General features: G+C 71.0%; 10 protein-coding genes. 5 read left to right on the top strand and 5 right to left on the bottom strand.

The window, feature by feature from the left end:
- The first annotated feature begins 695 nt into the window (after nt 1-695).
- From LUW75_RS16765 to LUW75_RS16750, 4 genes are all read left to right on the top strand, one after another.
- Entirely contained in the window at nt 696-3,767 is a 3,072-nt protein-coding gene (locus LUW75_RS16765; RefSeq protein WP_250336333.1) for an N-6 DNA methylase, read from the top strand.
- A gap of 86 nt (nt 3,768-3,853) precedes the next feature.
- Nucleotides 3,854-5,413, top strand: coding sequence for an AAA family ATPase (locus LUW75_RS16760; RefSeq protein WP_250336332.1), 1,560 nt, complete (start codon nt 3,854-3,856; stop codon nt 5,411-5,413).
- Nucleotides 5,410-6,261, top strand: a complete 852-nt coding sequence (locus LUW75_RS16755; protein ID WP_250336331.1) for an HNH endonuclease — start codon at nt 5,410-5,412, stop codon at nt 6,259-6,261. The genes LUW75_RS16760 and LUW75_RS16755 overlap by 4 nt, the downstream gene beginning before the upstream one ends.
- A 966-nt stretch (nt 6,262-7,227) precedes the next feature.
- Entirely contained in the window at nt 7,228-7,563 is a 336-nt protein-coding gene (locus LUW75_RS16750) for a YnfA family protein (protein WP_250336330.1), read from the top strand.
- A gap of 172 nt (nt 7,564-7,735) precedes the next feature.
- On the opposite strand, the gene LUW75_RS16745 is transcribed toward LUW75_RS16750, so the two are convergent.
- Genes LUW75_RS16745 through LUW75_RS24360 form a run of 3 tightly spaced genes read right to left on the bottom strand, consistent with a single transcriptional unit; the run spans nt 7,736 to nt 9,060 of the window.
- On the bottom strand, nt 7,736-8,365 hold the full coding sequence (locus tag LUW75_RS16745) for a class F sortase (RefSeq protein ID WP_250336329.1): 630 nt from the start codon (nt 8,363-8,365) through the stop codon (nt 7,736-7,738).
- 6 nt (nt 8,366-8,371) lie between these two features.
- Entirely contained in the window at nt 8,372-8,920 is a 549-nt protein-coding gene (locus LUW75_RS16740) for a DUF4142 domain-containing protein (protein WP_250337705.1), read from the bottom strand.
- Nucleotides 8,921-8,925: 5 nt separating this feature from the next.
- Nucleotides 8,926-9,060 (bottom strand): hypothetical protein, encoded by a 135-nt coding sequence (locus LUW75_RS24360; RefSeq protein ID WP_284453886.1) that lies wholly within the window; start codon nt 9,058-9,060, stop codon nt 8,926-8,928.
- A 435-nt stretch (nt 9,061-9,495) separates the two neighbouring features.
- Between LUW75_RS24360 and LUW75_RS16735 the strand changes: the two genes are divergently transcribed.
- Complete coding sequence (locus LUW75_RS16735) at nt 9,496-10,134, top strand: helix-turn-helix domain-containing protein (protein WP_250336328.1); 639 nt, start codon at nt 9,496-9,498, stop codon at nt 10,132-10,134.
- Between the two features lie 168 nt (nt 10,135-10,302).
- Here the strand turns inward: LUW75_RS16735 and LUW75_RS16725 are convergent, their stop codons facing one another.
- Both LUW75_RS16725 and LUW75_RS16720 read right to left on the bottom strand, forming a co-directional pair.
- The gene (locus LUW75_RS16725; protein WP_250336327.1) at nt 10,303-11,160 is read right to left on the bottom strand and encodes an ABC transporter permease; all 858 of its coding nucleotides are present in this window, start codon (nt 11,158-11,160) and stop codon (nt 10,303-10,305) included.
- A complete protein-coding gene (locus LUW75_RS16720; protein ID WP_250336326.1) occupies nt 11,157-13,871 on the bottom strand; it encodes an alpha/beta fold hydrolase in 2,715 nt (904 codons plus the stop codon). Before LUW75_RS16720 ends, LUW75_RS16725 begins: the two co-directional genes overlap by 4 nt.
- Between the last annotated feature and the right edge of the window lie 276 nt (nt 13,872-14,147).

Here is a 14,147-nt window from a genome sequence, read left to right as displayed (position 1 = left end):
GTCAGTCGGCGCCGGGCGCCTCCGGCAGGTCGCCCGCCGCTTCGAGCCGCCGCTTCGAGCCGCCGCTTCAGATCCGGAAGCCGCCCGCCGACGCACCGGGCGTACGTCGCGAGGAGCACCGCCGTGCCGTTACCGGCCCGCTCGCGGCGCGGGCGCGCGCCGACCTGTCGGCGACGCCCTCGGCGGCTGCGGGCACAAGACGGGAAAGACGCCCTGTGGCCGGGTCCGGCTCCACGGCTTCAGGCAGCCGCTTCGGGGCGGGCCTCGGAATCGTGGCCCCGACACCGTGCCCTACCGGGCGGGTCCACGGACTGCCCGACGCGCCGGAATCCTCCGGGGCCACGATCACCCGCCCCAAAGCAGCTCCAGCCCAAAGCCGTCTCACCGACCCCGGTCGGTCAGGCCCCGCCCGGCGGGCGCGAGTGGGGTTCGTGCTGCCCGTCGGCGGGGGCCCGCCGGGCGGTGATCCTCGCCCCACGGCCCAGGACGAAGGATCGACCGCAAGTAGTCCGAAAGGATGATCACCGATGTGCCAGGCGGCAGAATGGGTCCCCTGCCAGGCAGCTGCCACGTCACAGCCGACGCCCGCGTCGCGGAAGAGGAAGGAGGGGGACGCCACCAGGACCCGAAGGGGCGACGTCCACGAACAGGGACGTACCGTCGGTCATCCAGCGAGCAGTGCGTCCATGGTGACTATGACCACCAGCCCACAGAACGATCTCGAGAAGTTGCTCGCACGACTGCTCAAGCGCAAGGCCGGTAGGTCGGAAGCGGAAGTCCAGGCGGACGTACGGACCCTGCTCCTCGATGGCGGTTTGAACCTGGGCGACGACGACCTCCACGAAGAGGTGATGCCGCGGCTCGAGAGTCAGGTGGGCGATCGTCGGCGCATCGACGTCGAGATCGGCTTCACGGCGATCGAGATCAAGAAAGATCTACGCAGCAAGACCGTTCGAGAGGCCGCAGAGGCGCAACTTGCCGGGTATGTGCGTACACGAACCGAACAACTGGGCCAGCGGTACGCGGGCATCCTCACCGACGGGGCCGACTGGCGCGCCTACAGCTTGGCCGGTGACGACCTCATCCAGGTGAGCCGATTCGAGCTCAAGCCTCGCGTGCCGCTTGAAAATCTCCTGCTGTGGCTGGAAGGTGTACTCGCCACCGCCCAGGGCATCAAGCCCACGCCCTCTGCAATCGAGGCCCGCATGGGCGCAGACAGCGTTTCGCACCAGCTCGACCGCACGACGCTCGCCGCGCTCTACGAGCAGCACAGGAACCTGCCCACCGTAAAACTCAAGCGTGACCTGTGGGCACGCCTTCTGCGGAGCGCTCTAGGAGCTCAGTTCGACGACAGCGACGAACTGTTCATCGAACACACGCTACTTGTCAACAACGCTGCGATCATCGCGCACCTGGTGCTTGGGATCGACGTCAGGGACGTACGGGCAGCCACTCTGGTCCAGGGGCAGCTGTTTACCAGAGCCAACATCTTCGGCGTGGTCGAATCCGATTTTTTCGGGTGGCCCATCGAAGTCGAGGGCGGGGAGTCCTTCGTCCACACTCTGGCACGGAGACTAACGCGGTTCGACTGGCACGAGGTCGAACATGACGTCCTCAAGGTGCTGTACGAGTCCGTGATCGCCCAGGAGACGCGCAAGAAGCAAGGCGAGTACTACACGCCGGACTGGCTTGCCGAGAAGATGGTCTCCGAGACCGTCACAGATCCCCTGAATCAGCGCGTGCTTGACCCGTCGTGCGGATCGGGAACGTTCCTCTTCCACGCCGTCCGCCGATACCTCGAAACTGCAGAGGCCGCAGGGCAGCCGCTCAAGAAGTCGCTTGCCGAACTCATCGACCGCGTAGCGGGCATCGACCTCCACCCCGTGGCCGTGTCCCTGGCCCGCGTCACCTACCTGCTCGCCATCGGAAAAGAACGCCTCACCTCAAGTGACCGCAAGGACATAAGGGTACCGGTCTACCTGGGAGACAGCTTCCAGTGGCAGCAGCGCACTGACCTGCTGGACCACGGCCACTTGGTGATTCGAACCGGCGCCGGCGGCCAGTTCTACGAGAATGAACTTCGATTTTCCGAGCATCTTCTCGCCGACGCCGTCAAGTTCGACGGCCTTGTCAACGAACTCGCAGAAAAAGCAACGAACCGACCGCCGGGCAAGTTCCCGCCCCTCACCGCGGTGTTCAATCGCCTGGCGATCGACTCCGAGCAGGACCAGCAGGAGTTGACTCACAACTTCAGGCTGCTGTGTGAACTCGTCGACGAAGGCCGTGACCACATCTGGTCGTATTACGTACGCAACCTGGCCCGGCCCATGTGGCTCTCCCGCGCAGAGAACCGAGTGGACGTTCTGATTGGTAACCCGCCGTGGTTGTCCTATCGCCACATGCCGAGAGACATGCAAGAGCTCTTCAAGGAGATGTCTCAGTCCCGAAAGCTCTGGCGCGGGGATGAGGTGGCAACTCATCAGGACCTCTCGGGGCTCTTCATCGCGAGGGCCATCGAGCACTACCTACGCGAAGACGGCATTTTCGCCTTCGTGGTTCCGAATCCTGTACTGGATCGTCCGTACTGGTCAGGATTCCGGGGCGGCGACTACCCCGACCCTGAAACACCGGTGAAGGTCGCCTTCTCCGGATCATGGGACCTGCGCCGACTGCGCCCCCACTTCTTCCCCCGTGGCAGCGCCGTCGTCTTCGGTCGCCGCATCACAGTGGGCATCGGCGCCTCAGCGCAGGGGAACAACCCGACTCCGCTTTCCAGGTCCACCGAACGATGGACCGGGAAGATTTCCCGTACAGCAACGACATGGGCACAAGCCAAGGGCTGGATCAGACGGGAGGAGGCCCAGCTCAAGTACGCCAAGGAGTCGCTGATCTCCTCTCCTTACCGCTCACGCTTCAACAACGGGGCAACGATTTACCCCAAGTACCTGTTCTTCGTGAAACCGGAACAGGTCAATCCCTTGGGTCTGGGCGGCGGACGCGTTTCCGTACGTTCCGAACGGAACAACCTCGAGAAGACACCGTGGAGAGACCTACCCGACATGGAAGGGGTTGTGGAGAAGGAGTTCATTCGCCCCGTTCTCCTAGGGGAGAGCATCCTTCCCTACATGGTGCTGGAATCGAAACAAGCTGTTCTCCCCATCGAGGCTACAGGCACGCTGATGGACGGCGACCATCCCCACCTGGACCGCTACCCCGACCTTGCTCGTTGGTGGAGGAACGCCGAGGACCAGTGGAACAGGCACCGTCGCAGCGAAAGGCTTTCGCTGTCGGAGCAGTTGAACTTCCGCAAGAAGCTGACGGACCAGTTGCCCGGTACCTCGCTGCGCGTGGTGTACGGGGCTTCAGGGATGCACGTGACCGCTGCGCTCGTCGACGACCCGAACGCCGTGTTGGAACACAAGCTCTACTGGGGAACGGTGTCGAGCAAAGCCGAAGGGTTCTATCTGACCGCAATCCTGAACACGCCGGCGCTCACCGAACTGGTCCGTCCGCTCATGTCCTACGGAAAGGACGAGCGTGACATCGACAAGGCGGTGTGGGAGCTGCCCATCCCCACATACGATCCGTCAGAGGCCGCACACGCGAGAATCGCCACGATCGGCGCCGCGGAACATCAAAGGGTCTCCGAACTGCAGCTCGACCGGTCCAAGGGGTTCGTCAAACTCCGTCAAGTGGTCCGACAGGTGCTCAGCACTTCCCCGGACGCCGAGGAACTGGACCAACTGGTTCGCCTTCTGATCGAGTAGCACCCGCAGGGCCCGCCGTCCGGCAAACGGCCGGATGCCGAACAGACGGGCGCGTGTCCGGGCGCCGGACCTACATGGGGGGGGTAATGCGGTTCGAAGTGATGCGACAAGGCCAGAGGGAGCCGACAGGCCTTCGTTATCGCGCGCTGCTCATCGCGGACAGGTGGGACGACCTGGGATTCGCTACCCTGTTCTACCTGGTCGTCTACGACGAGCATGGCGTGCGGCACGACATCGGGGAGGTGAAAATCGGCAAGCACGGGATGCGGGCTCGCTCGCCACTGTCCCTCCCCGCTCGCTTTGACCAGTTGACTGAGAGCTTCTTCTCCCTAGGGCAGGACGACAGTTACTACACCAATCTGGTCGCCCTGGGACACCAGACACGGGACATTGTGTTGGTCGCTCTGCGGGACATGGTCTATGACGAGGGCATCTACCACCAAGCCCGAACCGAGCCAGTCACCCGGAAGTCACTGATGCGCTTCGTGCAGGCCACTGCGGTCGAGGACCAGTTCCGCCGAATCGCCCGCGGCGGAGAGCGTGTTCGCGGGTTCGAAGTCGTCTACGAGCCGCCTGTGCCCGAAGGGGGCGGCAAGGACCCGGTACTTCTGCCTTTCACCGTCACCCCTCAGTCGGTACCGCCGACAAACATCCACGTTCTCATCGGGCGCAACGGCGTGGGCAAATCGTACTTACTGAACAAACTCACCCTCTGCATCGCAGACAGGCACTCGGATGCGGCCGACGTCGGCAGAATCCTCGAAGCCGGCCGCGGAAACCTGGACACGTTCGCCAACCTGGTAAGCGTCACGTTCAGCGCCTTCGACGAGTTCCCTCAGATCCGCGACGAGGACGTCGGGATCGATCGGTACTCGTATGTCGGTCTCAAACTGCCCGGTCCAACCGGACAGTTTCCGAGCAGGACGAAGACACCGGACCAACTGGCTCATGACTTCACTGAAAGCGTGGAGGCCTGCCTAACCGGCAGACGAGCACAGCGCTGGGCGAACGCGCTCCGGACGCTGCGATACGCAGGAAGCGGCTTCCTGCAAGACTCATGGGTCGAGGACTTCCTGGCAATCAAAATCCCCGAACAACGCAAGCAGAAAGCCACCGACCTCTTCAAGAACCTGAGCTCGGGACACAAGGCCGTCCTCTTAACGCTCACGCGTCTCGTCGAACACGTCACGGAGCGCACCCTTGTGGTGATTGACGAACCGGAGTCTCACCTGCATCCCCCGCTTCTGGCCGCTTTCGTTCGCGCCCTCTCCGATCTGCTGACCGATCGCAACGGTCTCGCGATAATTGCCACCCACTCGCCGGTGGTACTACAGGAGGTGCCGACCTCATGCGTATGGAAGTTGCGCCGCTATGACGATGAGATGGTGGCCGAGCGTCCCGTCATCGAAACGTTCGGAGAAAATGTAGGAATCCTTACGCACGAGATATTCGGCCTTGAGGTCACGGATTCCGGGTATCACCGGTACCTGAAGCAACTCGTGCGGCAGGGGATGAGTTTCGAGGAGGTGTTGAACACCTTCGGAGGACGGCTCGGCGGGGAGGCCCGTGCCCTCACTCAGGGGCTCATCACCGTGCGCGATCTGGGGGGAGGCCTCGGGCCTGCGGTGGAGGACCGATTCAGGTGAGACCTCTGCCGCGGCCCGACATACCCGTACGGGATTTCTATCTCAGATGCGTCGGTTCCGCACGCGAAGTCACGCAGCACCGCCTCAAAGCACTCGCAGATGACGTCGTCGATGCCAGCAGGCAGTACGAGGCTGCCGCAGCCGCAACCGCTCTTCACACGTTGGCAGCTCTCAAAGGTATGCCAGAGGATGAGGACGACCGGGCAGAACTCCTCAAAACCTACAAGAACAGGATGGTGCCATCCGGAACTCCCGGGAACGACGTCTACAACAGGCTCAGGAAGGCACCCAAGCATGGCATATGCCCTCTCTGCGGACAGCGTACCGTCGAGACGCTGGACCATCAGATGCCCAAGGCGCACTTCCCATTACTCGCCGTGACACCTTCTAATCTGGTGCCCGCATGCAGCAGTTGCAACTGGATCAAGCGCTCGATTTTTCCCAGAACTTCCAGCGACCAGACGCTTCACCCCTACTTCGATGACGTTACACGTGAACAGTGGCTCCACGCCCGCGTCATCGAATCTGAAATCGCACCCCCCTCGGTAGTCTATTTCGTAGAGCCTCCGAAAGGGTGGGACACCGCCCTGTCGAACCGGGTGCGCCTGCATTTTCGCACGTTCGGACTGGCCGAGTTGTATACGTCCCATGCAGGCCAGGAGATCAGCGGGCTCCGCACCTTCCTCTCCATGTTGCCAGAACAAGCCCTTCCCTCCTACTTGGAGCGAATGTCCGAAAGCATCGCCAGCAGCAGGGAAACCGGCGGCCTCAACCATTGGCGAGCAGTCATGTACCAAGCCCTCGCCCGTAGTTCCTGGTTCGTCGAAGGTGGATACAGGAATTTCTGACACAAGCACCCGGGCGGATCCCGCGGCCACCGCCACACAAAGGATCGCCGCCGCGTGGACCGTTCCTGGCCGGGGACCGGCCGGTGGGTGGGTGCCGAGAGGGCCTGTGGCCAGATTCTCCCTGCGGGGAGCAGCGACCTCCGGGGCCGTGTGAGGAGAACTCGGGGAGAGGCACCCGGGATCCCCGCCCCGGGCGTCTCTCCCCGTCGAGGCGAGACGGACGTGCGCCACCGCACGTCAGGGGCGGTGAAGTCCGTTCACAGCCAGGAGGTGTCCCCGGCTGGTCGCAGCAGGACCGCCAGATGCCCGTGCGCCCATCGCGACCCCGGCCTGCTGGAGCCGGGAGGTCCGCTCGTCCGGGGTACGGAGATCGCCGTCCCGCCCGAACGTCATGGCCCCGGTCAGCCGGCACACCGGCGCTCTCGTCACCGATGACGCCGTTTCGGGTCCGGCCAAGGCCCGTCGCGCGGTGCCGGAGGCGCCCGGATCGTCGATGAGCGCGACTTCCTCACGGTGCCGAAGGGCGTGCGCCCGGGGACGCCACACGGGAAACCGGCGCCGGAGAAGCCACCGACGGCGAACGCACCCTGCTGCCCGCCGGGTTCCGGGCGAGGCCCGACGTGGCGCTTCCGTGCCGCAGGGCAGGGCTACGGCCACGGGCTGGAGGCGCTGGCGCGCCGCGGATACGGCGTCGACGTCGAGTCCCCGCCCGGGCCGGACGGTGTCTTCGGACCGGAGCGCCGGGCGGACAGCGCGGCCGGGGTGGTGGAGAAGCCCCGCCGTGGTCCTGCGCGTGCCTCCGCCGGACCGTCCGGCGGCGGGACGGTAATGGGACGGCGGCGGGACGGCAGTGGGACAGCGGCGGGACGGCAGTGGGACAGCGGCGGGTGCCCGTTCCGGCCTCCCGCCGCCGGCACCCGGCCGGGCCGGTGGTGCCGCCCCGCGCCGCGGGTAGGGTCGGCCGGTATGACCGTCGCCCGTTCCGCCGTCCTGTTCCTCGTCGCGGCCCTCTTCGAGATCGGCGGTGCCTGGCTCGTCTGGCAGGGCCTCCGCCAGCACCGGGGGTGGGCCTGGGTCGGCGCCGGCGTCGTCGCCCTCGGCCTGTACGGGGTGGTGGCGACCTGGCAGCAGGAGGCCCACTTCGGCCGCGTCCTCGCCGCGTACGGCGGTGTCTTCATCGCGGGGTCGATCGCCTGGGGCATGGCCGTCGACGGCTACCGCCCCGACCGCCACGACGTCATCGGCGCCCTGGTGTGCCTCGCCGGGATGGCCGTGATCATGTACGCGCCGCGCGGCCGCTGAGCTCTCCACCTTGGCGGTGCGTGGGACGGTTCCGGGCAACCGGCCTGCGACGCCCCGCGGCACCGTCGCCCGACCGGTGGCCGGATCGAGAGGGCTCGCCGACCCCGGCGCGGCGGGTCCCGTGCTTCCGGTGCCCGCCGCGCCGGGGGACGCCCCGGGGTTCCCTCCGTCCTCAGACGGGCACGCCGTACAGGACGAGGTTCTCGGCGTACGCCCGCTCCTCCGGGTCGAACGCGCCCGCGCAGGTGACCAGCGCCAGCCGGGGGCGGCCCTCCGCCGAGAACAGGTCGTCGGGGAGCGCGCCCGCCCGGTAGGTGCGGCGCGCCACGATCCGGTACGTGTGGCGGCCGCCGTCGGCCGCCGCCACGTGCGCCAGGGTGCCGATCGGCAGCGAGTGCAGTGCCTCGAAGGGGCCCGGCCCCTCCTCCGCCGAGTCGAGGTGGCCGGCGAGCAGCAGGGTGCCCGCCGCCGCGCCCGGCCGTGCGCCCAGCGCCCACCAGCCGAGCCGCGACGGGGAAGCGGGCAGGTCCAGCGCGCCGTCGTCGGTGCCGCCGACCGGGTCGACGGGCATGCGGGCGACGTGGCCCGGCACGGTGAGGGCGACCGGCGGGGAGTGGGCGGCCTCGGCGGCCGGGGCCGCCGTGCCGGTGCCGGGGGGAACCCTGCCCGTGTCCGGCGGGACGGACGGCCCGGCCGCCGGGAGGAGGAGCGCCAGGGCCGCCGAGGCGGCGCCCGCGACCCCGGCCCAGACCGGGAGGCGGCCGGGGCCGGGTTCGGCGGTCAGCCGGAGGCGGCCGCCCACGGCGCGTCAGCGGATGTCGTTGCGGCGGATGCGCCCGGCCGCCCAGAAGGCCGCGCCCGCGACGAGCATCCCGCCGACGGCCATGGCCGGTACCGCGACGAACGCGGGCACGCCCTCGTCGGCGAGGGCGACCTGGCCGCCGTTGCCGGCGTGGATGCTGTTCGGGACGTGCGCGGTGTCCTCGTGGCAGGTGCCGCCGCGGACCATGGACAGGTGGTGGGCGACGACCGGGCGGGCGGCCTTCGCGGCGGCCGTGACCGACGCCTCCCTGCCCTCGGCGATCTGGTGGTCGATCATGTCGAGGGTCTTGGTGTGCGCGGCGTCCTGGGCCTTCAGCCAGGCCACGTCGTAGGCGCCGGTGCCGGCCTTGGCCATCACGGAGGCGAGGATCCGCTGCTGCTCGGGCGACGGGGCCGTGGGCAGGTCGACGCCCAGCTTGTCGGCGAGGGCGCGGGTCGCCGCGTCGAGCTTGGTGTGGTCGCGCACCAGGACGGCGCCGACCTTCTTCACGCAGGCGGTGGTGGCGTTCTTGCCGGCGTCGCGGCCGGCGGCGATCTCGGTCAGGTTGCCCTGGTGGGCGGCGCGGAGGAACGCGTGGTCGGTGGGGGGTCGCCGGCGGCGAGCGCCGGGGCGGCGGCTATGCCGGAGAGGGTGAGGCAGGTGAGGGCCGTCGCGGCCCAGCGGTACGTACGCATGGTGGTGTCGTCGTCCGTTCGTGCGGGGTCGGTTGCCGGCCGGCGCGGCGCGCCGGCCTCCGCTCCATCCGGACACACCGCCCCGTCCGGCGCCATCCGCGGTACTGCGAACCGGTGCAGCCGTCACCCGGACGGCGGGCGCGGCGCGCTCCCGGTGGTGCGCCGGGGCGGACCGCGCGGAAGGGGCGCCCCTTCCGCGGTCCGGAGCGCTTGGCTTGGACACGCCATCGGGAAAGACCCCCCTTGTCACGGTGCGAAGTCACATGAGTACATGGAGTGGCGGGTGTGCGTACTGTGGGGATGACGGGGGTGGTCGGCCGTGGTGAACGCCCAGGGCCCCGTACTGGGTCTGGTGGCCGCGCGGGAGGGGGTTTCGGGGGCGCGCCGACCGGGGCGGCGGCTCCCCCGCCGGCTCCGCACCCGCCCGGCCGGCCGGTGGCGGGCGGACGCCACGTCCGCGCCGCGCTCGCCGCGCTGAGCGGATCGGCCCGCCGCGAGCTGCTGGTCTTCGACGACCCGGCGATCGGGGTGCGGCGGCCGGTTCCGGCGCCGTTCGCGGAGTTGGTGGAAGCGTGTGTGCGGACGGCCGCCGAGCGGGTGCGGACGGTCCGGCGGGTGGTGCCGCGCCACGCGCTGGGCCGGCTGACGGCGGCCCACCCGGCCGGTCCTGCGCGGCCGGTCGTACGGGCGCGGCTGGCGGACGCGATCCCGTTCGAGATGATCGTGGCGGACCGGGTGGTCGCGGCGGTCCCGCTCGACCTGGAACTGTTCCACAACGGGCTGCTGCTGGTCCGGGACCCGGTGGTCGTCCGGGCGCTGGTGCGGACGCACCGCGCGTGGTGGGAGGCGGGGGAGGACGCCGACCGGGCCCGGCGCCGGGGCACCGGACTGCCGCCGCGGCTGTGTCCGGTGCTGGACGCGCTGACGGCCGGGCTGACCGACGAGGCGGCCGCGGCTCGGCTGGGCGTGTCGACGCGCACGTACAGCAGACGCGTGGGCGAGCTGCTGGCCGTGCTGGGGACGACGAGCCGGTTCCGCGCCGGGGTGGAGGCGGCGCGGCGCGGCTGGCTGTGACCCCGCGGCCCGCCGGACGCCGGACCCTGCCCCGCCCCGGCCCCGGTCCCCGTCCCCGCTCCGGACCCTGCTCCGACACCGGGCCGGGACACGGACCCGGCGCCGGACCCGGCCCGTTCTCCGCGCCCGGCCCCCGGTCCGGCCCCGGCGCCGACTCCGCGGGAAGGGCTACGACACGACGTCCTTGCGGGCGAAGCCGCGGAAGGCGAGCGCGAACAGCACCAGTGCGTACGCCACGGACACGGCGGTGCCCTTGGCCATGCCGCCCCACTCCGGCCGCGGCTGGAGCGCGTCCACCCAGGCGTACTGCCAGTGCGCGGGCAGGAACTCGCGCCAGTCGCCGAGCGCCGTCACCGCGTCCAGGACGTTTCCGACGACGGTCAGACCGACCGCTCCGCCCACCGCCCCCAGCGGCGCGTCCGTCCGCGTGGACAGCCAGAACGCCAGTCCGGCCGTGACGAGTTGCGACACGAAGACGAACGCGACGGCGATCCCCAGCCGTCCCAGGCTGTCCGCCGCGGGCAGTGCGCCGCCGGTCGGCAGCCGCAGCGGCCCCCACCCGTAGGCGACGGTCCCGGCGGCGAGCGCGACGAGCGGCAGCAGCAGCATCGCGGCGGCGCTGAAGCCCAGCGCCACGACGAGCTTCGACCACAGCAGCCGGGCGCGGGGCACGGGTGCGGCGAGCAGGTAGCGCAGCGACGACCAGCCGGCCTCGGAGGCGACGGTGTCCCCGCAGAACAGCGCCACGGGGATCACCAGCAGGAAGCCGGCCGAGACGAACAGGCAGGTCGCGGCGAAGTTCCCGGCCGACGCGGTCGCCGTGTCCATGAGCGTGATCCGGTCGTCCGGCCCGTCGTCCCGGTCGCCGCCGATGGCGAAGGCGGCGATCAGGACGAACGGCAGGGCGGCGAGGACCGCGCCCATCACGGCGGTGCGGCGCCGTTTGAGCTGCCGCACCGCCTCGACGCGCAGGGGCAGGGTGTGCCCGGCGCGGTAGCCGGGCGCCGAGTCGGGCGGCGCGGTCATGCGGCACCTCCTCCGATCAGGGTGAGGAACGCGTCCTCCAGGCGGCGGTGCGGGCCCACCCCGGTCACGGGCACGTCGAGCCGGACCAGCCCGGCGACGAGCGCGGCGGCCGTGGCGGTGCCGTCGAGCCGCACCAGCAGGCCCCCGTCCACACGGGTCGCGGAGGCGACGCCCGGGAGCGCGGCGGCCTTCTCGACGAGCGGCTGCGGCAGGTCGCCCCCGGTGGTGACGAGCAGCGTGTCGCCGTTGCCGGTGATCTCGGCGACGGGCCCGGCCTGCACGAGCCGGCCCCGGTCCATGACCACCAGGTGGGTGCAGGACTGCTCGACCTCCGCGAGGAGGTGGCTGGAGACGATGACGGTCCGGCCGCCGGCCGCGTAGCGGATCATCACGTCCCGCATCTCGCGGATCTGCGGCGGGTCGAGGCCGTTGGTCGGCTCGTCGAGGATGAGCAGGTCCGGCAGGCCCAGCATGGCCTGGGCGATGGCGAGCCGCTGCCGCATGCCCTGCGAGTACGTGCGGACGGCGCGGGCCAGCGCCGTGCCGAGCCCGGCGATCTCCAGCGCCTCGTCGAGGTGGGCGTCCCCGGCGGGGCGGCCGGTGGCCCGCCAGTACAGCTCCAGGTTCTCCCGCCCCGACAGGTGCGGGAGGAAGCCGGCGCCCTCCACGAACGCGCCGACGCGGGACAGGACGGGCGCCCCGGGCCGCACCGCGTGCCCGAAGACCCGGATCTCGCCGGCGTCGGGCGCGATGAGGCCCATCAGCATGCGCAGCGTGGTGGTCTTGCCTGCGCCGTTGGGCCCGAGCAGGCCGAGGACCTGCCCCTTCTCGACGCGGAACGACAGGTCGCGCACGGCGTACGCCTCGGAGGACCCGGCGTAGCGCTTCGTCAGGCCGTCGATGACGAGCGGTACGCCGGCCAGCTCCGGGTCCGGGGCGGGCGCGGCGGTGCGGCGGCGGGCCGTCAGCAGCAGCGCCGCCGCGACGAGGGCGCCCCCGGCGGGCAGGCCCCACACCCACCAGGGCGGTGCGGCGGCCCGAGTACGCACGGCGGGCGCGGTCGGCACGGACAGCCCGCCGCCGGCGAGGGCGACGGTATATGCGGCGGGGGCGGTCGGGGAGGCGTAGCCGAGGTCGGTGGCGGCGAGGACGAGGCGCAGCCGGTGCCCGGCCTCCACCCGGTGGTCGATCGCGGGGAGCGTCAGGTCGACGGTCCGGCCGCCCTCGGCGCCGTCGATCCGCACCGGGGCGACGAGTTGGGCCGGGAGGACCTGCCGGCGCCCGTCCGGCCCGACGTCGTAGACCTTGCCGAACAGCACGGCCCGGCCGCTGTCGGAGGCGACGGTGACGCGGACGGTGGGGGTGCCGGTGATCCGCAGCGGCTCGTCGAGCGGGCGGGACTCGAAGCGGGCGTGCTGGCCGGGGAAGTCGAGGGAGACGCCGACGCCGAGGGCGGACAGCTCAGACAGCCCGCCGCCGGGCACGGTCGAGATGCCGGGCGGGGTGGCCCCGGCGGGGTTGCGGAAGGTCTGCGGGGGCCCGGCGAGCGGGACGGCGCGGGCGCCCGCGCGCAGGCCCGGGTAGCGGTCGGCGGTGGCGCCGCGCAGGGTGGCCCGGCCGTCGGTGGAGTCGACGCCGCCGGTGCGGGTGGTGCGGAAGGCGGGGCCGGTGGCGGCGCCCTCGTCGCCCTTGAGGTACCGGTCGAACCAGGCGGTGACCCGGGCCTGGACGCGGTCGGTCTCGGGGGCGCCGCCGTCGTGGCCGCCGGTGGTCCAGTCGACGGCGACGGGGGCGCCGTTGCGGGCGATGGCGGAGGCCATCGCGTCGGCGTGGGAGAGCGGGAACAGCGAGTCCGACCGGCCCTGCACGACGAGGGTGGGCACCTTGATGCGGTGGCCCACGGCGGAGGGGCTGCGCGCCTCCAGCAGCGCGCGGGCGGCGGGGTCGGGCTCGCCGGTGACGGCGACGCGCTCGTACATGGCGCACAGCTCGGGCTGGAAGCGGCCGCAGGCGGTGGCCCGCCGCACCGCTTCCGGACCGCCGGGGGCCGCGGGTCCGCCGGGGTCGGTGGGGACTCCGGGGTCCGCGGGGCCGTCGGGGGTCGCGGGACCGCCGGACCCGGTGGTGAAGAAGATCCCGGCCCACAGCTTCTTGAACACGCCGTCGGGGAAGAACGCGTCGGCGAGGTTCCAGTACGTGGCCTGCGGGGCGATGGCGTCGATGCGCGGGTCGTGCCCGGCGGCCAGCAGCGACACCGCCCCGCCGTACGACGCGCCGGTCACCCCGACGCGCGGGTCGCCGGCCCCGTCGAGCCGCACCTCGGGGCGCTTCGCCAGCCAGTCGACCAGCCGTTGCACGTCCCGGACCTCGTAGCGCGGGTCGTTGAGGCCGATCCGCCCCCCGGAGCGGCCGAAACCGCGGGCGCTCCAGGTCAGTACGGCGTATCCGTCGCGGGCGAGCCGCTCGGCCCGGGCGCGCACGTCGTCCTTGCCGCCGCCGAAGCCGTGCCCGAGCAGCACGGCGGGGCGGCGCCCGGAGCCGGACGTGAAGAACGACGTGTCGATCTTCACGCCCTCCACGGCGAGCACCGTGTCCTCGCGGTGCACGGGGGCCTCGCCGCCGGAGGCGACGGCGGTGAAGGTGCCCGCGCCGGCGAGCAGCGCGCCGGCCGCGGCGAGCGCCGCCCACCGCCGGGAGAGTCGGATCCGCATGCCCCGACCCTAGACGGCCCCGCGGCGACGCCCGGCCGCTCCCCCCGGCGGGAGGCCCGCAGCACCCCTCGGGCGTACGCGCCGGCCCCGGTGTACGGCGGACGGGGCGGACGGCACCGGACGGGGGAGGGTGGGGGCGCGCCGCCGGGGGCTGTCCGCGCGGCGGCCCGGCCGCCGCCACGGCCCGGCTCCCGGGACCCGGCCCCGGGAGCGGTCCCCGCCGCCGCTCGCCCACCCGCGAGGGCGGTGCCGTGGGCTCCGCGACGAGCCGGCGGG

This window comes from Streptomyces sp. MRC013 (genome assembly GCF_023614235.1).
In the GTDB taxonomy this organism is placed as follows: domain Bacteria; phylum Actinomycetota; class Actinomycetes; order Streptomycetales; family Streptomycetaceae; genus Streptomyces.
Note: the sequence above shows the minus strand (reverse complement) of the source record. Positions and strands in the feature narration are given on the sequence as shown.